Source organism: Bradyrhizobium sp. 192 (assembly GCF_023100965.1).
GTDB classification, from domain to species: Bacteria; Pseudomonadota; Alphaproteobacteria; order Rhizobiales; family Xanthobacteraceae; genus Bradyrhizobium; species Bradyrhizobium symbiodeficiens.
Genome location: NZ_CP064690.1, coordinates 7,638,964 through 7,658,617, shown reverse-complemented (window position 1 = coordinate 7,658,617; position 19,654 = coordinate 7,638,964). Strand labels below are relative to the sequence as shown.

The 19,654-nt window shown below is 64.2% G+C and carries 23 protein-coding genes, 1 tRNA gene and 1 pseudogene; 15 read left to right on the top strand and 10 right to left on the bottom strand.

Translation table 11 applies throughout. The features are described from left to right. Positions 1 to 84: 84 nt before the first annotated feature. Entirely contained in the window at positions 85 to 456 is a 372-nt protein-coding gene (locus tag IVB24_RS35935; RefSeq protein ID WP_247771394.1) for a helix-turn-helix transcriptional regulator, read from the top strand. 114 nt (positions 457 to 570) lie between these two features. Here the strand turns inward: IVB24_RS35935 and IVB24_RS35930 are convergent. Both IVB24_RS35930 and IVB24_RS35925 read right to left on the bottom strand, forming a co-directional pair. Continuing rightward, positions 571 to 646, bottom strand: a tRNA-OTHER gene (locus IVB24_RS35930). Between the two features lie 54 nt (positions 647 to 700). After that, positions 701 to 1,402, bottom strand: a complete 702-nt coding sequence (locus tag IVB24_RS35925) for a class I SAM-dependent methyltransferase (protein ID WP_247771393.1) — start codon at positions 1,400 to 1,402, stop codon at positions 701 to 703. 104 nt (positions 1,403 to 1,506) lie between these two features. Between IVB24_RS35925 and IVB24_RS35920 the strand changes: the two genes are divergently transcribed. Continuing rightward, on the top strand, positions 1,507 to 2,031 hold the full coding sequence (locus IVB24_RS35920) for a DNA starvation/stationary phase protection protein (RefSeq protein ID WP_247771392.1): 525 nt from the start codon (positions 1,507 to 1,509) through the stop codon (positions 2,029 to 2,031). Between the two features lie 123 nt (positions 2,032 to 2,154). On the opposite strand, the gene IVB24_RS35915 is transcribed toward IVB24_RS35920, so the two are convergent. After that, entirely contained in the window at positions 2,155 to 2,676 is a 522-nt protein-coding gene (locus IVB24_RS35915) for a hypothetical protein (protein ID WP_166473959.1), read from the bottom strand. Positions 2,677 to 2,756: 80 nt separating this feature from the next. On the opposite strand from IVB24_RS35915, the gene IVB24_RS35910 reads away from it, so the two are divergent. Continuing rightward, the gene (locus IVB24_RS35910) at positions 2,757 to 3,041 is read left to right on the top strand and encodes a hypothetical protein (RefSeq protein ID WP_244642789.1); all 285 of its coding nucleotides are present in this window, start codon (positions 2,757 to 2,759) and stop codon (positions 3,039 to 3,041) included. Between the two features lie 42 nt (positions 3,042 to 3,083). Here the strand turns inward: IVB24_RS35910 and carA are convergent, their stop codons facing one another. Continuing rightward, on the bottom strand, positions 3,084 to 4,274 hold the full coding sequence (gene carA, locus IVB24_RS35905) for a glutamine-hydrolyzing carbamoyl-phosphate synthase small subunit (RefSeq protein ID WP_140482916.1): 1,191 nt from the start codon (positions 4,272 to 4,274) through the stop codon (positions 3,084 to 3,086). Between the two features lie 146 nt (positions 4,275 to 4,420). Here carA and IVB24_RS35900 point away from each other — a divergent pair, with 146 nt between their 5' ends. The 7 genes and pseudogenes from IVB24_RS35900 to IVB24_RS35870 all read left to right on the top strand — a co-directional run bounded on the left by IVB24_RS35900 (position 4,421) and on the right by IVB24_RS35870 (position 10,006). Continuing rightward, entirely contained in the window at positions 4,421 to 5,122 is a 702-nt protein-coding gene (locus tag IVB24_RS35900) for an alpha/beta hydrolase (RefSeq protein WP_247771391.1), read from the top strand. A gap of 59 nt (positions 5,123 to 5,181) precedes the next feature. Then, positions 5,182 to 5,637 (top strand): GatB/YqeY domain-containing protein, encoded by a 456-nt coding sequence (locus IVB24_RS35895; RefSeq protein ID WP_094972977.1) that lies wholly within the window; start codon positions 5,182 to 5,184, stop codon positions 5,635 to 5,637. A 126-nt stretch (positions 5,638 to 5,763) separates the two neighbouring features. Continuing rightward, positions 5,764 to 6,900, top strand: coding sequence for an epoxide hydrolase family protein (locus IVB24_RS35890; RefSeq protein ID WP_247771390.1), 1,137 nt, complete (start codon positions 5,764 to 5,766; stop codon positions 6,898 to 6,900). Between the two features lie 123 nt (positions 6,901 to 7,023). Then, the gene (locus IVB24_RS35885) at positions 7,024 to 8,634 is read left to right on the top strand and encodes an acyl-CoA synthetase (RefSeq protein ID WP_247774237.1); all 1,611 of its coding nucleotides are present in this window, start codon (positions 7,024 to 7,026) and stop codon (positions 8,632 to 8,634) included. 9 nt (positions 8,635 to 8,643) lie between these two features. After that, positions 8,644 to 9,111 (top strand): MarR family transcriptional regulator, encoded by a 468-nt coding sequence (locus tag IVB24_RS35880; RefSeq protein ID WP_094972974.1) that lies wholly within the window; start codon positions 8,644 to 8,646, stop codon positions 9,109 to 9,111. 79 nt (positions 9,112 to 9,190) lie between these two features. Further along, positions 9,191 to 9,559, top strand: a complete 369-nt coding sequence (locus IVB24_RS35875; RefSeq protein WP_247771389.1) for a nuclear transport factor 2 family protein — start codon at positions 9,191 to 9,193, stop codon at positions 9,557 to 9,559. 2 nt (positions 9,560 to 9,561) lie between these two features. After that, a pseudogene (locus IVB24_RS35870) lies at positions 9,562 to 10,006 on the top strand (hypothetical protein). A 77-nt stretch (positions 10,007 to 10,083) separates the two neighbouring features. Here the strand turns inward: IVB24_RS35870 and IVB24_RS35865 are convergent. Next, positions 10,084 to 12,312: an ATP-binding protein gene (locus IVB24_RS35865; protein WP_247771387.1), complete on the bottom strand. Its 2,229-nt coding sequence runs from the start codon at positions 12,310 to 12,312 to the stop codon at positions 10,084 to 10,086. 241 nt (positions 12,313 to 12,553) lie between these two features. Here IVB24_RS35865 and IVB24_RS35860 point away from each other — a divergent pair, with 241 nt between their 5' ends. Next, positions 12,554 to 13,327: a DUF2189 domain-containing protein gene (locus IVB24_RS35860; protein WP_140482932.1), complete on the top strand. Its 774-nt coding sequence runs from the start codon at positions 12,554 to 12,556 to the stop codon at positions 13,325 to 13,327. 28 nt (positions 13,328 to 13,355) lie between these two features. Here the strand turns inward: IVB24_RS35860 and IVB24_RS35855 are convergent, their stop codons facing one another. Both IVB24_RS35855 and IVB24_RS35850 read right to left on the bottom strand, forming a co-directional pair. Further along, on the bottom strand, positions 13,356 to 13,547 hold the full coding sequence (locus tag IVB24_RS35855; protein WP_166473970.1) for a hypothetical protein: 192 nt from the start codon (positions 13,545 to 13,547) through the stop codon (positions 13,356 to 13,358). Continuing rightward, complete coding sequence (locus tag IVB24_RS35850) at positions 13,547 to 14,353, bottom strand: transglutaminase family protein (RefSeq protein WP_247771386.1); 807 nt, start codon at positions 14,351 to 14,353, stop codon at positions 13,547 to 13,549. The genes IVB24_RS35855 and IVB24_RS35850 overlap by 1 nt, the downstream gene beginning before the upstream one ends. A gap of 398 nt (positions 14,354 to 14,751) precedes the next feature. Here IVB24_RS35850 and IVB24_RS35845 point away from each other — a divergent pair, with 398 nt between their 5' ends. Next, positions 14,752 to 14,943, top strand: coding sequence for a hypothetical protein (locus IVB24_RS35845; RefSeq protein WP_247771385.1), 192 nt, complete (start codon positions 14,752 to 14,754; stop codon positions 14,941 to 14,943). An 18-nt stretch (positions 14,944 to 14,961) separates the two neighbouring features. On the opposite strand, the gene IVB24_RS35840 is transcribed toward IVB24_RS35845, so the two are convergent. From IVB24_RS35840 to IVB24_RS35830, 3 genes are read right to left on the bottom strand one after another with little or no spacing between them, the layout of a single operon-like run. Then, positions 14,962 to 15,474, bottom strand: coding sequence for an SRPBCC family protein (locus IVB24_RS35840; protein ID WP_247771384.1), 513 nt, complete (start codon positions 15,472 to 15,474; stop codon positions 14,962 to 14,964). Then, positions 15,471 to 15,941: an SRPBCC family protein gene (locus IVB24_RS35835; protein WP_094972966.1), complete on the bottom strand. Its 471-nt coding sequence runs from the start codon at positions 15,939 to 15,941 to the stop codon at positions 15,471 to 15,473. Before IVB24_RS35835 ends, IVB24_RS35840 begins: the two co-directional genes overlap by 4 nt. Continuing rightward, positions 15,934 to 16,248: a metalloregulator ArsR/SmtB family transcription factor gene (locus IVB24_RS35830; RefSeq protein WP_247774236.1), complete on the bottom strand. Its 315-nt coding sequence runs from the start codon at positions 16,246 to 16,248 to the stop codon at positions 15,934 to 15,936. Before IVB24_RS35830 ends, IVB24_RS35835 begins: the two co-directional genes overlap by 8 nt. A 116-nt stretch (positions 16,249 to 16,364) precedes the next feature. Here IVB24_RS35830 and IVB24_RS35825 point away from each other — a divergent pair, with 116 nt between their 5' ends. From IVB24_RS35825 to IVB24_RS35815, 3 genes are all read left to right on the top strand, one after another. After that, positions 16,365 to 17,813, top strand: coding sequence for a hypothetical protein (locus IVB24_RS35825; protein WP_247771383.1), 1,449 nt, complete (start codon positions 16,365 to 16,367; stop codon positions 17,811 to 17,813). A 68-nt stretch (positions 17,814 to 17,881) separates the two neighbouring features. Further along, the gene (locus IVB24_RS35820) at positions 17,882 to 18,502 is read left to right on the top strand and encodes a LysE family translocator (RefSeq protein ID WP_247771382.1); all 621 of its coding nucleotides are present in this window, start codon (positions 17,882 to 17,884) and stop codon (positions 18,500 to 18,502) included. Between the two features lie 82 nt (positions 18,503 to 18,584). Continuing rightward, positions 18,585 to 19,568: a DUF3592 domain-containing protein gene (locus IVB24_RS35815; protein WP_247771381.1), complete on the top strand. Its 984-nt coding sequence runs from the start codon at positions 18,585 to 18,587 to the stop codon at positions 19,566 to 19,568. Positions 19,569 to 19,654 lie beyond the last annotated feature (86 nt).

The window sequence follows — 19,654 nt, the reverse complement described above, 5'->3', positions numbered from 1 at the left end:
TGAACTATTGAATGCGATGATCCGCAAGTCAATTGGTTCAAGAACTATTGAACATTACGGCCGCTTCGCTATGATTCCCGGGTCATGAGCCGCACGCCTCTTCATCCCACCCGCGAGCAGATCGAGCTGCCGATGGTTCTGGATTGCCTCAGCGATCCGATCCGTTTGGCGATTGTCTGCCAGCTCGCCCAGCAGGAACGTGTCAGCAGTGAGCTCTGCTGCGGCGATTTCTACAGCCTCGCCGGCAAGTCCAACCTTGCCTACCATTTCGCCAAGCTGCGCGAATGCGGCCTGATGCTGACGCGCGTGGCCGGCACCAACCGCTTCATGCGGCTGCGCCGCGAGGATCTGGACGCGCGCTTTCCCGGCCTGCTCGATGCGGTGATCAAATCCGCGAGCAAGGATGCCGAGCGGCTGCTGCGGTCGACGGAGGGCGAGGTGATTGAGGCGGGTTGAGGTTTGCGCGGCCGGTCCGTCTACGCTTCCGCTGCGCTCCAGCTACGCCGGACACGCTTCGCCACTTCGGGTCAAGTGTGGCTGCGTCACGCGTAGCCCCGAAGGGGCGAAGCGTGGAGACCCGGCCTGGATTTGAACCAGGATGAAGGGCGTTGCACCGCCCTCGCGTAGACGCTTCCGCCACCGGGCCACGGCGATCATGTCCGATTGCAGCGCGACAAGCCACAACGGCTAATTGTTATGCTTAACGAACCAGAGGCGGTCGCGCGATGAAGGTCATGCGCCAGCGATTATGGCCGATATTGGTGTGGGCGCGCTGGACCGCGAACCCGGCTGCTTTCAGCCTGGCGGTGATCTCCTCCTCGCTGTAGCGCTGCAGCCCGATGCGCGTGCGCAGATGACGATAATCGGACAGCGCGGTGCTGATCAGCCCGACCAGCGCGTCCTTCAGGAAACCGTGGCGTAGGCCGAAGCCGAGCAGCGCCATGACGTCCCTGAACATGCCGACATTGGGCTGGAGGATGTCGCCGAGCACCAGCTTGCCGGAAGGCGTCAGCAATCGCCTGATGTTGCGGAGCGCGGCATCGAGCTCGTCCGGCGCCATGTATTGCGCGACCGAGTTCATCACGACGAGGTCGATCGACTGGTCCTGCATCTTGCGGACGTCGTCGAGCGAGCGGACGCGGATTTTCGTGTTCGGGGCAAACCGCGCGATCAGCCGGCCGCGCACGCCGGGTGCGGGCTCGGCGAGGATCAGCTTGCCGCAAGCCGATGCCACCTGGCTCGCCGACAGCGCTTCGCCGCAGGCATAGTCCAGCACCGTCGCCTCCGGCGAGGAGATGTAGCCGATGATGTCCCGCGCGATGATCTGGAAGTGCAAGTCGCGATGCAGCTTGCTGACATAGATCGTGTGCGTCGAGTCGTAATAATCGATCCAATCTTCCATGGTATCCCGCCCGGCGGTTCCTATCTTGGAACCGCGCTGCCCGCCTTGCGTTAGGGGTGCGACGGCGCGCCGTCAATGTCCGCGTCCTAACAGGAAGGTCCCCCGTGAGCAAAACCAGCAACAAGATCTCGCCCGATCTCGATACCCCCACCGATTTGTCGCCCGACGGGGTCAAGAAGGTCTCGGAGGCGCTCAACGTGCTTCTGGCCGACGCGTTTGCGCTGTATCTGAAGACCAAGAATTTCCACTGGCACGTCAGCGGCCGGCACTTCCGCGACTACCATCTGCTGCTCGACGAGCAGTCCGACCAGATCTTCGCCACCACCGACCAGCTCGCCGAGCGCGTCCGCAAGATCGGCGGCACCACGCTGAAGTCGATCGGCCAGGTCGCAAAACTCCAGACCATCAAGGACAATAACGAGGACTACGTCCCGCCGCGCGAGATGCTCCGCGAGCTGATGCAGGACAACAAGCATGTCGCCGCCGCGATGCGCAAGGCGCACGACGTCTGCGACAAGGCCGAAGACGTGGCGAGCGCCAGCCTGCTCGAGAATTTCATCGACGAGACCGAGCGCCGGACGTGGTTCCTGTTCGAGGCGACGCGTCAGGAAGGCGCCAACGAGGCGTAGGCCGAACTCTTGTTTAGGGTGGGCAAAGGCGCTCTTCGCGCGCCGTGCCCACCATCTCTCTCGGTCGCAAAAAAATGCGTGGGCACGCTCCGCTTTGCCCACTCTACGGCATCATTGTCTTGGCTACCGCCACAGCCGCATCAACGCCCCATCCTTGCCCGTCACCGGATCGGCCGGCGGCATCGCGACCTCTGGAATCGTCTTCAGCGCCTTGGCGTGGTTCTCCGGGGTTGCACGCGTGATCTCCATCTTGCTGCCCGGCGGATAGGCGCCGATCACGCAGAAATCGCCGCTTGCCCTGATGCATTGATGTCCGGTGCCGGCGGGCAGGATCGCGACATCACCCGCCTTGATCTCGAGCTCCTGGCCATGGTCGCCGCCGAAGCGGACGCGAGCACTGCCGCGCGCAACGCCGAGCACCTCGTGAACCGTCGCGTGGTAATGCAGATAGTCGTAGACGCCGTTGCGCCACGTGCCGCCCCAGCCGTTCGCCGCGAACAGATCTTCGATGGTCTCTTCAGGTCGCGCGGGATCGAGCTTCACCGCGTCCTGATAGACCAGGAAGGGAAGGATATTGTTCGGCACGAGCCCGTCGTCCTCGAAGACGATGGCGAGCGGCTCGGCGTTGTCTCGGACGGCAGACATGGCAGGGCTCCGGGTTACAACGGTCGCGAAATAAAGACGATGCTCGCCCCGTTTGTTCCTGCGCCGGTCCGCGCGCCGGCTTGACGGAGATCAAGGCACGCGCGGCCGATGGCGGGCACGCACATCGAAGCGAAAGAAAAGGGAACGCCATGTACGCATCCGACGTTGCGCAGCGCCATTTTTCGGCGGCCGTTGCCGAGGCGGAGACTTCCGGCCTTGGGCACGAAGCCGTTTGCCGCGCTTTGCTCAGTCTCGTGATTTCGAAATATCTGGAGACGCGGTCGATCGCCGACATTCAGGCCGAGCTGCGCTTCATCGCCGAGAACTGCGATCCCGACACGGACTTCATGTTCATGCGTCCGTGACGGCGGGCCCCGGCGGATTCATCCGCCGGGCGACCTTGCGTCTTACGCGGTCTTCTTCTGCCGCATCAGATCGGCGAAGCGCTGGAACAGATAGTGCGAGTCGCGCGGGCCGGGTGAGGCCTCGGGGTGATACTGCACCGAGAACACCGGCTTGCCGTCGAGCTGGATGCCGCAATTGGAGCCGTCGAACAGCGAGATGTGGGTCTGCGTCGCGCCCTTCGGCAGCGTGGTCTCGTCCACGGCAAAACCGTGGTTCATCGAGGTGATCTCGACCTTGCCGGTGGTCTCGTCCTTGACGGGATGGTTGGCGCCGTGATGGCCCTGATGCATCTTCTTTGTCTTCGCGCCGACGGCGAGGCCTAGCATCTGGTGACCGAGGCAGATGCCGAAGGTCGGCGTGCCCGACTTGATGACGTCCTGGATCACGGGCACGGCATATTTGCCGGTCGCGGCCGGATCGCCCGGACCGTTGGACAGGAACACGCCATCCGGCTTCATTGCCAGAATGTCTTCGGACGAAGTCGTCGCCGGCACCACCGTCACCTTGCAGCCGACGCCGGCCAGCAGGCGCAGGATGTTGCGCTTGATGCCGTAGTCGATGGCGACGACGTTGAACTCGGCCTTGTCCTGACGGCCAAAGCCCTTGTCCCAAACCCAGGGCGTCTCGTCCCAGCTGAAGCGCTGGCCGCTCGTGACCATCGGCACCAGGTCCATGCCCTCGAGGCCCGGCCATTCGCGCGCTTCTTCCTTCAATCCATGAAGGTCGAACTCGCCGTTCCTGGCGTGCGCGATCACGGCGTTGGGCATGCCCTTTGAGCGGATCAGCGCGGTCAGTGCGCGGGTGTCGATGCCGGAGAGGCCGATGATGCCGCGGGCCTTGAGCCAGGCGTCGAGATGCTTGGTGGCGCGATAGTTCGAGGGATCGGTGATCGCGGTGCGCAGGATCACGCCGCGTGCGCCCGGCGTCGCCGCCATGTTCACCGTCTCGATGTCTTCCTCGTTGGTACCGACATTGCCGATATGCGGGAAGGTGAAGGTGATGAGCTGGCCGGCATAGGAGGGATCGGTGAGGATCTCCTCGTAGCCGGTCATCGCGGTGTTGAAGCAGACCTCACCGACGGCGTGGCCTTCGGCGCCGAGACCGAAGCCTTCGAGCACCGTGCCGTCGGCAAGCACGAGGAGCGCGGTCGGTTTATGGTCCGGCCAGGCGGTATCGTTGTCATGTTGTGTCATGAGCGCGTTTCATAGTCCTCGCGCGGGCCGCCGTCAAAGCGGGAGAGGGCGGATTCACATGCGTTTTTGCATATTTGACAGGCCGTCCCCGGCACTTAAGCTCCGGCGCACAATTTCCGGCAAATTCCTGGGCATGCGAGGCAATAATGGACCGGACGCCCCCGATTGTGCTGGTTCCGGGGCTGGCCTCCTCGGCCCGGATCTATGCACAAATGATCCCCGCGCTCTGGCGTTTCGGCCCGGTCATGGTCGCCAACCATATCCGCGACGACAGCATGGCGGCGATCGCCCGCCGCATCCTGAGCGAGGCGCCACCGCGCTTCGCACTCGCCGGCCATTCCATGGGCGGCTACATCGCGTTCGAGATCATGCGCCAGGCGCCCGAGCGGGTCGCCAAGCTTGCGCTGATCAACACCCAGGCGCGGCCCGATACGGCGGAGGCGACCGCGCGCCGCCGCGGCCTGATGGAACGTGCCAGGCGCGGCGAGCTTCGCGCGATCCGCGAGGAGAGCTTTCCGGAGCTGGTCCATCCGTCACGGCGCGACGATGCCGATATTCTGAAGCTGGTGCATGCGCAGGATGAGGATGTCGGCGTCGAGGGCTATCTGCGGCAGCAGACCGCGATCATCGCACGGGTGGATTCGCGCTCGACGCTTTCAGCCATCACATGCCCGACGCTGGTGCTGACGGGCGATGCCGACAACACCATCCCGAATGCGCTCTCGAAGGAGATGGCCGAGGGCATCCCCGGCGCAAAGCTCGTGATCCTCGATCGCTGCGGACACCTGCCGCAGCCGGAACAGCCGGAAGCGACGGTGCGCGCGCTCTCCGAATGGCTTGGAAGCTAGTTGTCTGAAGGCCCCGGACGGCCTAGATCAGGCGTCAGATACTCGAAGGGATCACGACCATGCTGCGCGACGACATCAACAATGCGGTCAAGGAGGCCATGAAAGCCAAGGACGAGCGCAAGCTGTCCACGCTGCGCATGGTCAATTCGACCATCAAGAACGCCGACATCGACGCGCGCGGGCAGGGCAAGCCGCCGCTCTCGGATGCCGATCTGCTCGGCGTTTTTCAGAAGATGATCAAGCAGCGGCAGGAATCGGTCGAGCTCTACGAGAAAGGCGGCCGCGCCGAGCTCGCAGCCCAGGAGCGCGAGGAGATCGCGGTGATCTCGGCATACCTGCCGAAGCAGATGGCCGAGGACGAGGTGAAGAAGGCGATCGCGGATGCGATCGCTGAGACCGGTGCCGCCGGCATGAAGGACATGGGCAAGGTGATCGCGGTGCTGCGCGCGAAGTATGCGGGGCAGATGGATTTCGGCAAGGCCAGCGGCTTGGTGAAGGCGGCGCTGTCGGGCTGAGCTGTCATTCCGGGCCGACGCGAAGCGTCGAGTCCGGAATCCATCGTGCCACCGTTCTGTTGAGAAATGATTCCGGGCTCGCGCTTCGCGAGCCCCGGAATGACAAGAAGAAACAGGGGAGGCACGATGACCGCCATCAAACCGTTCCGCATCGCCATCAGCGACGACATCCTCGCCGACCTCAAGTCGCGTCTCGCCCGCACCCGCTGGCCCGAAGCAGAACTCGTCGACGACTGGAGCCAGGGCGCGCCGCTGAAATGGGTTCAGGAGGTCTGCACCTACTGGGCTGATGGCTACGACTGGCGTGCCCGCGAAGCAAAACTCAATCGCTTTGAGCAATTCACGACCGAGATCGACGGGCTCGACATCCACTTCATCCATGCGCGCTCGAAGGAGCCGTCGGCGCTGCCGCTGATCATCACCCATGGCTGGCCTGGCTCGATCGTCGAATTCCAGAAGGTGATCTCGCCGCTGGTCGATCCAGCCGCGCATGGCGGCAACCCCGCCGATGCGTTTCACGTGATCTGTCCCTCTCTGCCGGGCTTCGGCTTCTCGGCCAAGCCCAGGACCACCGGCTGGGGCATCGACCGGATCGCTGCGGCCTGGGCGGAGCTGATGGAGCGGCTGGGTTACAAGCGCTACGGCGCGCAAGGCGGCGACTGGGGCTCGGCGGTGACGACATCGCTTGGCGCGCAGGACCCGATCCATTGCGCCGGCATCCACATCACTCTCGCCTTCAACGCGGCGCCCAAGGTCGAGGGCGAGCCGACGGCGGAGGAGAAGCGCGCGCTCGCCGGGCTCAAGCACTATGTCGACCTCGACTCCGGCTACTCCAAGCAGCAGTCGACGCGCCCGCAGACGCTCGGCTATGGCTTGACGGATTCTCCGAGCGGGCAGGCGGCCTGGATCCTGGAAAAATTCTGGGCCTGGACCGATTGCGACGGCCACCCCGAGAACATCTTCACCCGGGACGAGCTGCTCGACAACGTCATGCTCTATTGGGCGACGGAGACGGCAACCTCCTCGGCGCGGCTCTACTGGGAAAGTTTTGGCAAGCGCCGCACCACGCCGAAGGTCAACGTGCCGACCGGTGTTGCCGTATTTCCCAAGGAGATCATCACGCCGGTGCGGCGCTGGATGGAGCCGAACTTCCCTGACATCACCCATTGGAGCGAGATGGAGAAGGGCGGCCATTTCGCCGCGTTCGAGCAGCCGGAGCTGTTCGTGCGCGATGTCAGGAAGTTCTTCGCGACGGTGCGGTGAGACGCATTCTCCGTCATGCCCGGGCTTGTCCCGGGCATCCACGCCCTTAAACTCAGGCCAAACAAGAACGTGGATGGCCGCAACAAGTCCGGCCATGACGTCGAGACCGTGGAAACGCCTGCCATGCTGACCGAAGCCGCAACCTACGACGAGCTCTATCGCAATTTCCGCTGGGACATCCCGGCGCGGTTCAACATGGCGGAGGCGTGCTGCGACCGGCATGCCGACGGCACCGGCCGGCTCGCGCTGGTCTATGTCGACGAGAACGGTGCAACCAGCCGCACCTCCTTCGACGAGGTCGCCGAAGCTTCGCGGCGCTTTGCCAATGTGCTGAAGGCGGACGGCCTTGTCCGCGGCGACCGCGTCGCGGTGTTCCTGTCGCAATCGCTGGAATTGCCGGTTGCGCATATGGCGGCGTTCCGCTCCGGCCTGATCTCGATCCCGCTGTTCGCACTGTTCGGCGAGGACGCGCTGGAATTTCGCCTGTCGAACTCGCAAGCCAAAGCCATCGTCACCGACGAGGGTGGTTGGGAGAAGCTGTCCAGGATCCGCGATCGCTTGCCGGAGCTGAAGACGATCTACGTCGTCGGCGGGCGCGCGCGTTCGGGCACGACATCGTTCTGGGATGCGGTGAAGGCCGCTTCGCCCGATTTCGCGCGCGTGGACACCTCATGCGATGATCCCGCGCTGATCATCTACACCTCGGGCACGACAGGGAATCCGAAAGGCGCGCTGCATGCGCACCGCGTCGTGCTTGGCCATCTGCCCAATGTCGAGATGTGCCACAACTTCTTACCCAGGCCCGGCGATCTCATGTGGACGCCGGCGGACTGGGCCTGGATCGGCGGCCTCGTCAACGGCCTGCTCGCATTCTGGTATCACGGCATTCCTCTGGTCGGCCATCGCGCGCGAAAATTCGAGCCGCAGGCGGCGATGCAGATGATGGCCGACCTCGGCGTGCGCAACGTCTTCCTGCCGCCGACCGCGCTGAAGCTGATGCGGCAGGCCGGCGTGACGCATCCGGGCGTCAAGCTGCGCAGCATCTTCACCGGCGGTGAATCGCTGGGCGGCGAGCTGCTCGGCTGGGTGCGCGAGACCTTCGGCATCGACGCGCATGAGGTGTTCGGCCAGACCGAGTGCAACCTCGTGATCGGCAGCAACTCCAATTTGTTTCCGATCCGCCCGGGATCGATGGGTAAGGCGACGCCGGGCTTCGACGTCCGCATCGTCAACGACAAGGGCGAGGAATTGCCGCGCGGCCAGCGCGGCATCGTCGGCGTGCGCCAGCCATGCCCCGTCACCATGCTGGAATATTGGCGCAATTCGGAGGCGACGGCGAAGAAATATGCCGGCGAATTCCTGCTGACCGGCGATCTCGGCGTGCAGGACGAGGACGGCTATTTCTGGTATGTCAGCCGCGAGGACGACGTCATCACCACGGCCGGCTATCGCGTCGGTCCCTCCGAGATCGAGCATGCGCTGATGAAACATTCCTCGGTGGCGATGGCCGCGGTGGTCGGCATCCCCGATCCGATCCGCACCGAATCGATCAAGGCCTGGATCGTGCTGCGTCCTGGTTTTAGCGGCACCGATGCGCTGGCGCGCGAGATCCAGGAGTTCGTCAAGGTGCAGCTCGCCGCGCATGAGTATCCGCGCTTCGTCGAATTCGCCGAGACTCTGCCGATGACGGCGACCGGCAAGGTGCTGCGGCGCGAGCTGCGGGCGAAGGGCTAGCTTCCGACAATGGCAAAAACGTCTCCAGCCGCGGGACTCCACCGCGCCTCGCTCGACAAGCTGCACGATCTCGATGCGGCGCTCGAGCTGATGTATTACGGTTGGCGCGGCATGACGCTGGAGGCCGACGAATACCTCGCGAAGCAGGGCCTGTCGCGTCCGCATCATCGCATCCTCTACGTGGTGGCGCGCCGGCCCGATATCGCGATCGGCTCGCTGCTCGAGGTCCTCGGGATTTCCAAGCAGGCCCTGAGCCGGCCGCTCAATCTGCTGGTGGAGCGCAAGCTCGTGACGTCGAAGCGCTCGCCCGCGCAGCATCGCTCCAAGCTGCTGCGTCTGACGGCGGCCGGGCAGCGCATCGAGCAGCGCGCATCCGACCATGAGCGCAACGTCATGCGTCAGGCGTTCGATCGCGTCGGCGCATCCGGGGCGGCGGCATGGATGGCCGTCATGGCAGCAATCGCCGACCAAAATTGACGAGTCTCAAGTCAATATAGTTGACATGAAGGACTGGCTTTGCCACTTTCCCCGGCGACAAGCGTGGGGAGGCCGCGTCATGAGTGGAGAGGCAATGAATCGGGCGGCGGCCGGACCCTTCGTCGCGGCCTGGTGCGCGAGCTGGTGCAAGGTCGACATCGACGCCGTCGTCGCCCACCTTGCCGACGATGCGCAGATGCGTAGTCCCCTGGCGCTGACGCTCACCGGCTCGCCGGTCGTGAGCGGTGCCGAGAACATCCGCGCCTACTGGCAGAAAGCCTACGGCCACATCGAAAGCGCCGATCTCAAGATCCTGAGCTGGAGCTGGGATGACGCCATTGCCCGGCTGACGGTGTGGTGGCAGCTGGGCGACACCCGCGCCAGCGAGTTCATGGATTTCGACGAAACGGGGCACGTCGCGCGCAGTGAAGCCTTCTACGGAAAATAGCCATGCGCCTGTCGGATATCGTCCTGCTCCTCAACGCGCTGTGGTTTGGCGGCGCCTTCGTCCAGTTCAGCATTGCGCAAGCCAACACGCTGAAGATCCTGCTGCCGCGGGAAGAGCGCAGCAATCCGATCGCGCCGACCCTGGCGGCGAGCGTGGCGTTCCTGGGCGGGATGAACCTGCCGATCGGGCTGTTGTCGTTCTACCTTCTGGCCGCGCGTCCGCTCTTCTTCCAGCCGGTCGAGGCGCAGCTCGCGCTGTTCCTGTTCTTCTCCGCCTGCCATTTCAGCCAGTTCGCCTATAATCTTCCGGTGCTGATGCGTGGCGGACGCGTTGGCGTCGCTTACTGGCCGGTGCTGAAGGGGCCCGATGCTCAGGATCTTCGTCATCGACGCGGGACTGTTCGCGGCCAATCTCGCGGTGGCGCTCCGTCTCGCGATGGCGTCCTGAAAAGAAGCGAATGCTGCTGAATTGAATTCGGCGCTGGCCGCGAACCCGGATCACCTCTCCCCGCTGGGAAAGGCGAATTATCGCGACGGCTCCGAGAGCGCGGCCCTCAGCATCGCGGCAAGCTCCTGACGCTTGAACGGCTTGGTCAGAATGCGGGCGTTGATTCCGTCCGGCGTCTTGACGGGATCCTGGCTGTAGCCGGAGGTGAAGAGCACCTTGAGATCAGGCCGAAGCTCGGCTGCCTGCCTCGCCAGCTCCGGCCCGAACATGCCGCCGGGCATCACGACGTCGGTGAAAAGCAATTGGATGTCGTCGGGATGGCGCAACACTTCCAGCGCTGCGGGTCCGTTCGACGTCGCGATAACCCGGTAGCCCAGCGTTCTGAGCTCGTTCTCGACATAAGCTCGCACCATGTCGTCGTCTTCGACGAGCAGGACGGTCTCGTGTCCCGCGTGTGTGACGGTCGCCTGCGCGGGGTGCAGGTCCTCGCCCGGCGGTGTTGCGAGACGGGGAAAGAACAGCCTGATGGTGCTGCCTCGTCCCGGTTCGGACTGCATCTGCACGAGTCCGCCGGATTGTTGCACGAATCCGTAGACCATGCTGAGGCCGAGGCCGGTGCCCTTGCCGACCTCTTTGGTGGTGAAGAACGGCTCGAACGCGCGCCCCAACACTTCGCTGCTCATCCCGGCTCCGGTATCCTTCACAGCCAGCATGACGTAGTCGCCGGGCCGCGGCTCGCCGTTGACGTCGAGATCGGACTCGCCGAGCGATGCGTTGCACACCTCGACCGCCAGCTTGCCGCCGTCGGGCATCGCATCGCGCGCGTTGAGCACGAGGTTGAGCACGGCGGTCGCCAACTGGCCGGGATCGACGCTGGCGAGCCATAGATCGGGCGCGAAGGTGAAGCTGGACTCGATGTGCTCGCCCAGGGTCCGGCGCAGCAGCTGCTTCATGCCGGTGACCTGCTCGGCGATGTCGATCTCTCGCGGCCGCAGGGGCTGCTTGCGCGCGAAGGCGAGCAGGCTCCGGGTCAGATCGGAACCGCGCTCGGCCGCGGTCGCGATATCGCTGGCGATCCGGTGCAATTCCTTGTTGCCCGCAAGCCTGTCGGCAAGATGCTCCGAGTTGCCGAGAATGACGGTCAGGAGATTATTGAAATCATGCGCCACGCCGCCGGTGAGCTGGCCCATGGCTTCCATCTTCTGGGACTGGCTGAGCTTGTGGCTGAGATCCGCGATGGCGGCGCGCTGCTGTTCGAGCGATTCGACGGTGCTGTTGAGCAGGGTCATCAACCCACCGAGCTCGCCGCCCGGATGGGGCTCCGGAATGCGCGCGCTGAGATCGCCGCGCCCGAGCCTCTTCGCCATGGTGGCGAGCCGCCCGACCTGGCGGCCGATGCTCACGGTCGTGAGAATCCACAGGCCGGCGAGCAGCAGCAGCGAGGCCACCGCGAGAATCGCCACGTCCTCGTACAGCCGGCGGTTCGCCGCCGCGACCAGCCCGTCCTTGGAGCGTCCGACCAGGATGTAGAGGCCGGCCTTGCGGATCGAGGGCGAGCGGGCAACGCCCCAGATCTGCGTGCGGCCCTCGCGGTCGGTGACCTCCCGAAATGGCTCGCCATCGGGCGCTGCCGCAAAGCGGAACAGGTCGGAGCCGGCAATCGACCCGCCGACGGGTTCGCTCCAGCCGCCGCCTTTGGGGGCGGCCAGGACCGTACCCTTGGCGTCGACGAGCAGGATGTCCTTCTCGGCGAGCAGCCGCTTGTCGTGAAACTCCACGAATTTGTTCAGGTTGAAGGACGCGAGCAGCACCAGCTTCAGCGCGCCCGCCTCCGATCGCACGGGGTAGGCGATCTGGAGCACCGACAGTCCGGTGAGACGGCCGAACACCGGCTCCACCGCGACGACGCCCGTAAGCTCCTTGACCTGTTTGAAATAGCCGCGGTCGTTCAGGTCGAGCGTGCGGTTGGTTCGCAGCGAGTCACAGAACAGGCTGCCGTCGGGATCGATGGTCAGGATACCCGTGAACTGCGGATATTCTTCGCGGACATCGGACAGAAACGCCGAGCACGCCGCCTTGTCGCGCGTGTCGAGGTCGCGGGCACGGGCGAGCCCATAATGAAGCTGGGCGGTGCCCTGGATCTTCTCGTCGAGATCGGCGGCGATGTCGTCGGCGGATGCGGCCAGATTGGCCAGCGCCGCGTCGATCTCGCTGGCTCGATTCTGCACGAAGCGCAGCCCGACCAGGATCGCCGGCACGAGCATGGCTGCGATGACGAGGATCAGTAACCGGGTACGCAGGCTCATCGGTGGGGCGGTCCGCTCTCAGGCGTATCTGCTCGGAGGTACAATTTGCGGCACGATCGTCTGCCCAGTCCATAGCCATTGGCGGGAAAATGCACCAAGGGTCAAGGATTTCGCACCGCGAGCATTGTCGCCTCGCCTCTGACTCTTCGCTCCTGCCGGCATCAAGTTGCGCCGGCGCGCGGCGGCGCTAATATCGCGCATGCGCGCGGCGAAAGATCGCGCCGACGTGTGGAGGAAGCTGATGTCCATCTCGGGCAAGGTCGATCCGGTGGTGCGTCCAGTCGCGGCGACCGACATCGCCGAGGCGCTGGTCGAGGGCCTGCGCGATTTCCAGGCGCTGCCGTTCTACGGTCTCTGCTTCGGCGGGCTCTACGCCGCCGGCGGCATCGCCATCATGTTGTGCTTCACGGCCTTCGGCATGGTCTATCTCGTCTATCCCCTGGCGGCAGGTTTCGCTTTGATCGGACCGTTCGTGGCGATCGGTCTCTACGAGATCAGCCGCCGCCGCGAGCGCGGCGAGCCGGTCTCCTTCGGCGCGATCTGGTCCGCCGTGCGCTCGCGCAGCGAGATCGGCTGGATGGCGTTCGTCACGTTGTTCGTTTTCGTGGTCTGGATGTACCAGGTGCGGCTCCTGATCGCGCTGCTGCTCGGCTTGCACGCCTCGTTCTCCAGCATTCAGGAATTCATGACCGTGGTGCTGACTACGAATGAAGGCCTGCTGTTCCTCGGCATCGGCAATGCTGTCGGTGCGGTGCTGTCGCTGATCCTGTTCTCGCTGACCGTGGTGTCGTTTCCGCTGCTGCTCGACCGCGAGGTCGATTTCGTCACGGCGATGGTGACGAGCGTGCGCGCGGTGGTAACGAGTCCGTTGCCGATGATCACGTGGGCCGCCGTGATCGTGATGCTGCTGATCGTCTCGGCGCTGCCCTACTTTCTCGGGCTGATTGTGACGCTGCCGGTGCTCGGGCATGCGACATGGCATCTCTATCGGCGGCTGGTGACGCCGATGGCGTGAGCGGAGAGCCGGACGTAGCGGCGGCGCGCTATTGGCCCGCTGCCAGGCGACGAGTGCCGGAGGAGGTCAGTTCGAGTTCGCCAAGCCGCCTGATCACATAACCCAGGTTGACCAGGCGCTCGCCGTGCGCCTGCGGAATGTCGCCTTGCGCCTCGCCCTTGCCGATTTCGGTTAGCGACGCAAATTCGTCGGCGCTGAGCGCGGCGGTGCTGTCCGTCATCAAGCGACCTCGTCGGTCCATACCTTGAAATTGAGCAGTTTATTCGGACCGAAGGTTTGGGTGATGGGGACGTCGGAGGCATCGCGTCCCTGCGCGATCAGCACCCGGCCGATCCGCGGCGTGTTGTTGCGCGGATCGAACATGTGCCAGCTTCCGCCGAGATAGGCCTCGAACCAGCCGGCGAAATCTCCCGCAGCCCAGGGCTTCGGCGTGCCGATGTCGCTGAGGTAGCCGGTGCAATAACGCGCCGGGATGTTCATGCAGCGGCAGAATGTGATGGCGAGATGGGCGTAGTCGCGGCACACGCCCTTGCCTTCGTCGTAAGCCTCACGGGCCGTCTTTGTGGCGCGCGCGTGCTCATAACCGAACGTGATGTGGCGATGAACGAAATCGCAGATGGCCTGAACCCGCTTCCAGCCGGGCGGCGTCCGCTCGAACAATTTCCATGCGATATCCGTCAGGCGATCGGTCTCGCAGTAGCGACTGCCGAGCAGATAGACCAGCGTGTCGGTCGGCAGCGCTTCGACGGCGTGCTGAAACGCGTTCGGAAACACCGGGTCGGGCAGGCCGCTGTCGCGAACGATGCCATCGCCGGCAAGGCGGAAAGTGCCGGCCGGCGCCACGAGGCGACTGCACCAATTGCCGAAGAGGTCGCGATAGGGACTGATCGTCACGGAGGGGCTGGTGGTCAGCAGATCGGGCACGATCACGTCGGAGGCGCGCGTGAAGTGCGTGCCCAGCACCATGATCATGGGCGTCGGCTGCGGGAACTCGTACAGCATCTCGAACCCGACGCGGAGCTTCATGCGTACGACTTTCCCCTGGCTGAGTTCTCAAGATGGCTACGAAGCGGTCGAACACAAGGCTTCGACGGCCTTATTCGATCGAGAGCGGCATTTGGCGCTTCAAAAGCGCGGCGCGAACGAGAAAACGATAGCTAATTGTCGCGATTGCGCGCACGGTGCGTCAATGTCGGAAAGAGCGGTCGTCTCCGCGCACACGTGGCGCCACGACGCTGCACGCGCGAGGCGCAACGGCTCATTCCTCGCACCGGCGGAGCCGATTGGTCACGCCGTCGTAACGCGATCGTCGCCTGTATTGCCCGTTCCCACGAGTAAGTTGGATGCGGCGTGGCTCATCCACGGCTGCGTGACAGATTCCCCATTCGTTCGATATGAGATCGAACGTCAACCGAAAGCACCCGATGCAAACTCAACCGATACAAGCTCTCTCGCCACGGCAGGTCAAGACAGACGAAGCACTTCGGCTTGGCGTGGAGTCGGGCTGGTATGCGATCAAGGTCAGCGGGACCTTTGTCTCGGGCCCGCACGATTCGGAAGGGGATTGCCGTCGCAAGATCGACGAGATTCAGCCGCCGGTGAAGAAGAAGCGGTGAGGGCGCAGATTCCGGACGCTACGGCGTCTTGATCCCCATCGCCTTCAGCGCCGCCAGCATCTGCGCTGGCGGTGCCATCTTGATCTGCGGCGCCTTGCCCGTCTCCAGCAGGCTCTTCAGCCCCGACAGGATCGCGGGCCAGCCGGTGCGACCGCCTTCGAGGATGTCGTCGCCGAGTTCGCGGTCGTGGCGTTCGCTCATGGTGAGGCGGACGGCTTCGCCTGCGGGCTCGATCTCGTAGGTGACGAGTGTGGCGCCGAGCTTTGCGACAAGGTCGGGCCAGTTGACGTTCCAGCTCACGGTGAGCTTCTTCGGCGGATCGTATTCGAAGACTTCGCCGGAGATGTGCTCGGAACCGTCAGGCGCGCGCACGATGAAGGTGCCGCCGAGCTTCGGCTCCATCTCCACCGCAAAGCCGGAGAAGTATTTACGGCTGAACTCTGCCGAGGTCAGCGCCTCCCACACCTTTTCCGGCGTGGACGCGATGTAGATGGTGTAGACTGTCAGCGGCTTGAACTGATCGAGCTTCATTTTGCGTCGAATCCCTTGTTGAGGGCCGTGCGGGGAATGGCGAGCACTTTGCCTCTCTCCAGCAGGCTCTTGAGCCCGGACAGGATCGCCGGCCAGCCATTGGAGACGGCGCCGAGATATTTGCCGCCCTCGACGAAGCCGTCGTGCAACACGGTCAAGCGCACGAGCGCACCGAACGGTTCGATGGTGAAGACGACGCGCGAGATCGGCTCGCCGCGCAGCTCTTCGAACTTCCGGTGCTTGAAGCTGTAGGACAGAAGCCGCGGCGGATCGGCCTCGAGGATCTCGCCGGAATCGGTGACCTCGCCGTCGAGCGTGAGCGCAAAGGGTGAGCCGACCTTCCAGTCGGAGCGGACCTCGGCGCCGAACCAGTATTGCCTGGTGAATTCGCTCGACGTCAGCGCCTCCCACAGTTTTTCCGGTGTGGTCTCGATATAGGTCACGTAGACGAATTCCGGCTTACTCATCGCGCTTCTCCAACTGGCGTTTCAACTCGCTGAGCGCGGCCAGCTTGCCGCGCTCGAATTTCCTGATCCAGCGTTCGCCGATCTGATGGATCGGCACCGGGTTGAGGTAATGCAGCTTCTCGCGGCCATGCCTGATGGTGGTGACGAGATTGGCCTCCTCCAAAATCGCAAGGTGCTTGGCCACGGCCTGCCGCGTCATTGCAAGGCCGTCGCAGAGCTCGTTCAGCGTCTGGCCGTTCCTCGCGTGAAGCCTGTCGAGCAGCGATCGTCGTGACGCATCGGCGAGCGCTTTGAAGACCTCATCCATGACCGGGATAATAGGCAACCAAATGGTTGCATGTCAAGATGGTGTCTTTGGCGTCCGCATTCGGCTGTGTTACCGTCGAAGCTCAGCCAGCACAGATCGGTTCCGGGAGGACATTGATGTTCCGCTGCGTCTTGACTGCTGCCGCCCTCGTCCTTTTCGCGTGCAGCACCGCCGCCGAGGCGCAGCAGCAAACAATCGGCGCGCCGCCAGAAGCCTCCAACATGAAGCTCGTCGGCAGCAACGATCTCCAGGCCCGCAGCGCCTATCAGCCGACCATCCATCACCAGGGCAATCGCTGGATCGCCTATATCGGCCATCACGGCGGCACCGATGATGTACCCGCGCCCGTCAATCCGATGACGGGCAAGGCCGAGCCGAACGGAACCTCCATCGTCGATGTCACCGATCCCGCGCGTCCGAAATATCTAAGGCATCTGCCGGGCCAGGAGGGCAAATACGAATCCGGCGGCGCGCAGATGGTGCGGGTCTGCGATGGCAAGGCGCTGCCGAAGGGCGATCCCAACGCGGTCTACATGCTGCGCACCTTCGGCAGCGAGGCGCATGAGATCTGGAACGTCACCGATCCCGCCAGCCCTGTGCTCATCACGCGCATCGGCGGCCTGAAGGACACGCACAAGAGCTGGTGGGAATGCGACACCGGCATTGCCTATCTCGTCTCGGGCGCGCCGGACTGGCGCACACGGCGCATGACGCAGATCTACGATCTCTCCGATCCCGCGCGGCCGCAGAAGATCCGCGACTTCGGACTGCCCGGTCAGGAGCCAGGTTCGACCGGTGCGGTGCCGACCGAGCTGCACGGGCCGATCTCGACCGGGCCCAATGGCAACCGCGTCTATTTCGGTTACGGCACCGACAAGGACGGCATTATGCAGATCGTCGATCGGGACAAGCTGCTGAACGGGCCGAAGCAGCCGACGCCGGACAATTTGCGCTATCCCGAGATTTCGCGCCTGCCGATGTCAGCCTTCAACGGCGCGCATACGACGTTTCCGATGCTCGACATGCCCATCGCCGAATTCGCCGAGGACAAGGACGGCAAGACCCGCGACATCGTCATGATCGTGGACGAGACCATCCTGAACGAATGCGGCGAGGCGCGGCAGATGGTGTGGTTCGCCGACGTTACCACCGAGACGCGGCCGATGATCATCTCGAGCTACACCGTGCCGGAGGCGAGCGGGCGGTTCTGCCAGCGCGGCGGCCGGTTCGGCGCGCATTCCTCCAACGAGAGCATGGCGCCCGTCTATTACAAGAAGATGGCCTTCATCGCCTTCTTCAATGCCGGCGTGCGCGCGCTCGACATCCGCGATCCCTATCATCCGAAGGAAGTCGGCTATTTCATTCCCTCGATCACGGCAGCGACCGACAAGCGCTGCATCCCGATCGAAGGCGGCGAGCGCTGCAAGGTCGCGATCCAGACCAACAATGTCGAGACCGACGACCGCGGCTACATCTACATCGTCGATCGCGCCAATACAGGCCTGCATATCCTCGAGCTGACCGGCCCGGCGCGCGCGGTCGCCGGCCTGCCGAAGAATGGATGAGCAAGCTTCCGTTCCGGCCGATCCCATGCATTAATACGCGCACGCCGCCCCGAGCCCGAGTCCTCCTCATGATGTCCATGCAAGCTTATTTCGCCTTCCTCGCTGCCTGCATTGCGCTGGCGCTGCTGCCGGGGCCGATCGTGACCCTCGTCATCGCCAACGGCCTGCGCCACGGCACGCGTGCCGCGCTCACCAACGTGGCCGGTGCGCAAGCCGGGCTTGCCATCGTCATCGGCATCGTCGCGGTCGGCCTGACCTCGCTGATGGCGACCATGGGCTATTGGTTCGACTGGGTGCGCTTTGCGGGCGCTGCTTATCTGGTCTGGCTCGGCATCAAGCTGATCTGGGCGCCGGTCGAGGGCGTCAATGTCGACGAGCCGCCGGCGCCGCCGCGCGGCGGCTTCTTCCTGCAGGGTTTCCTGGTGCTGCTGTCGAACCCGAAGGTGCTGGTGTTCTTCGGCGCCTTCATCCCGCAGTTCATGGACATGAACCAGCCGCACTTTCCGCAAGTCGCCCTTCTGGGCGCGACCTTCATGGTTACAGCGGTAATGACCGATGCGCTCTACGCCATCGCGGCAGGTCGCGCGCGAAAATTCTTCTCGGCCCGCCGCACTCGCATGATGTCGCGCATCTCCGGCGGCTTCATGATCGGCGGCGGCATCTGGCTGGCGCTGACGCGAGCAAAATAGCCCCTCCAGGGCCGGTCCGGCTTGAACCCTTCGCGGCCGCAATGCGTCCAATCGGGCATTGCCGCTGACGAAGGAATTTGCCGTGCCCGATCTCCCCTGGTTCGTCTATGCGATGCTGCTCGCGCCGCTCGGGCTCATCCTGGTCGCTGCCATCGTCAAGACCTGGCAGGTGCGCGAGGCGCGAAACTGGCCGCAAGCGCCGGGCAAGGTCATGACCTCGGTCGCCGAGTTGCGCGACGTCAAGGTTTTCGACGACGATCGCGAGGGGGGCTCTCGCCTCGAAAGCCGCAATTTCGCGAACGTGACTTACGAATATTCGGTCGGCGGGCGGAAGCTGCGCTGCAACCGCATTTCGATCGGCGAGGACCTCGGCAATTTCCAGGTCGCCGAGAAGCTCGCGAAATATCCCGCCGGCAGCATCGTGACCGTCTATTACAATCCGCGCCATCCCGATCAGGCCGTGCTGGAGCGCGACCTGCCCAAGGGCCTGTGGGGCTGTCTCGGCATCGGCACGGTGATCGTGCTTGGCATCGTGTTGGGATCGGCCTTCGGCCTCAACCAGACTTATGTCTATCTCTCGCACCACGTCGCCCGTCCCGATCTCGCCGGCCTCGTGGTCGGCTTCGGCGCGTTCGGCCTCGTCATCGCGCTGATGGGGTATGCCGTGCACCGGCAGGCGTCGATGGCGACGCGCTGGCCGGTGGTGCCGGGCACCATCAAGCTGTCGGGGATCGAAGACTATCACCGGGCGAGCGAACCGGGCGAGCGTCGCGGTACCGAGATGTTCGGCAAGCGGGTGACCTACACCTATCAGTATCAGAACGTCAGCTACACCAATGAATGCGCGCGCGTCGCGGCCGAAACGCCTGATGCCTCCGACGAGATGCTGCGAAAGCTCATGGCACGCTACCAGGACGGCGCGACCGTCGAGGTTCGCGTCAATCCGGAAAATCCGGCGGAAGCCACGCTCGACGCGCGCGGCGCCGGCCGCATGGCTTTCGTGCTGTGGGGCATCGCCGCGATTCTCGTAGCGCTGGCGCTGTTCGTCGCTACACGCGGCGGCTAGAGCATTTTCCAACCTGTCGGAATCGGTAGGGGATTCCCTTGCGAGGCAAATCGTGATTCACCCTGAGGGCTGGTGATGGAGGCCAG

Bases quoted from the DNA above. Each gene is read 5' to 3' on its own strand.
- IVB24_RS35935 (WP_247771394.1), top strand. From the start codon at position 85: ATGAGCCGCACGCCTCTTCATCCCACCCGCGAGCAGATCGAGCTGCCG.
- IVB24_RS35925 (WP_247771393.1), bottom strand. From the start codon at position 1,402: ATGGAAGATTGGATCGATTATTACGACTCGACGCACACGATCTATGTC.
- IVB24_RS35915 (WP_166473959.1), bottom strand. From the start codon at position 2,676: ATGTCTGCCGTCCGAGACAACGCCGAGCCGCTCGCCATCGTCTTCGAG.
- carA (WP_140482916.1), bottom strand. From the start codon at position 4,274: ATGACACAACATGACAACGATACCGCCTGGCCGGACCATAAACCGACC.
- IVB24_RS35900 (WP_247771391.1), top strand. From the start codon at position 4,421: ATGGACCGGACGCCCCCGATTGTGCTGGTTCCGGGGCTGGCCTCCTCG.
- IVB24_RS35895 (WP_094972977.1), top strand. From the start codon at position 5,182: ATGCTGCGCGACGACATCAACAATGCGGTCAAGGAGGCCATGAAAGCC.
- IVB24_RS35890 (WP_247771390.1), top strand. From the start codon at position 5,764: ATGACCGCCATCAAACCGTTCCGCATCGCCATCAGCGACGACATCCTC.
- IVB24_RS35885 (WP_247774237.1), top strand. From the start codon at position 7,024: ATGCTGACCGAAGCCGCAACCTACGACGAGCTCTATCGCAATTTCCGC.
- IVB24_RS35880 (WP_094972974.1), top strand. From the start codon at position 8,644: ATGGCAAAAACGTCTCCAGCCGCGGGACTCCACCGCGCCTCGCTCGAC.
- IVB24_RS35875 (WP_247771389.1), top strand. From the start codon at position 9,191: ATGAGTGGAGAGGCAATGAATCGGGCGGCGGCCGGACCCTTCGTCGCG.
- IVB24_RS35865 (WP_247771387.1), bottom strand. From the start codon at position 12,312: ATGAGCCTGCGTACCCGGTTACTGATCCTCGTCATCGCAGCCATGCTC.
- IVB24_RS35860 (WP_140482932.1), top strand. From the start codon at position 12,554: ATGTCCATCTCGGGCAAGGTCGATCCGGTGGTGCGTCCAGTCGCGGCG.
- IVB24_RS35855 (WP_166473970.1), bottom strand. From the start codon at position 13,547: ATGACGGACAGCACCGCCGCGCTCAGCGCCGACGAATTTGCGTCGCTA.
- IVB24_RS35850 (WP_247771386.1), bottom strand. From the start codon at position 14,353: ATGAAGCTCCGCGTCGGGTTCGAGATGCTGTACGAGTTCCCGCAGCCG.
- IVB24_RS35845 (WP_247771385.1), top strand. From the start codon at position 14,752: ATGCAAACTCAACCGATACAAGCTCTCTCGCCACGGCAGGTCAAGACA.
- IVB24_RS35840 (WP_247771384.1), bottom strand. From the start codon at position 15,474: ATGAAGCTCGATCAGTTCAAGCCGCTGACAGTCTACACCATCTACATC.
- IVB24_RS35835 (WP_094972966.1), bottom strand. From the start codon at position 15,941: ATGAGTAAGCCGGAATTCGTCTACGTGACCTATATCGAGACCACACCG.
- IVB24_RS35830 (WP_247774236.1), bottom strand. From the start codon at position 16,248: ATGGATGAGGTCTTCAAAGCGCTCGCCGATGCGTCACGACGATCGCTG.
- IVB24_RS35825 (WP_247771383.1), top strand. From the start codon at position 16,365: ATGTTCCGCTGCGTCTTGACTGCTGCCGCCCTCGTCCTTTTCGCGTGC.
- IVB24_RS35820 (WP_247771382.1), top strand. From the start codon at position 17,882: ATGATGTCCATGCAAGCTTATTTCGCCTTCCTCGCTGCCTGCATTGCG.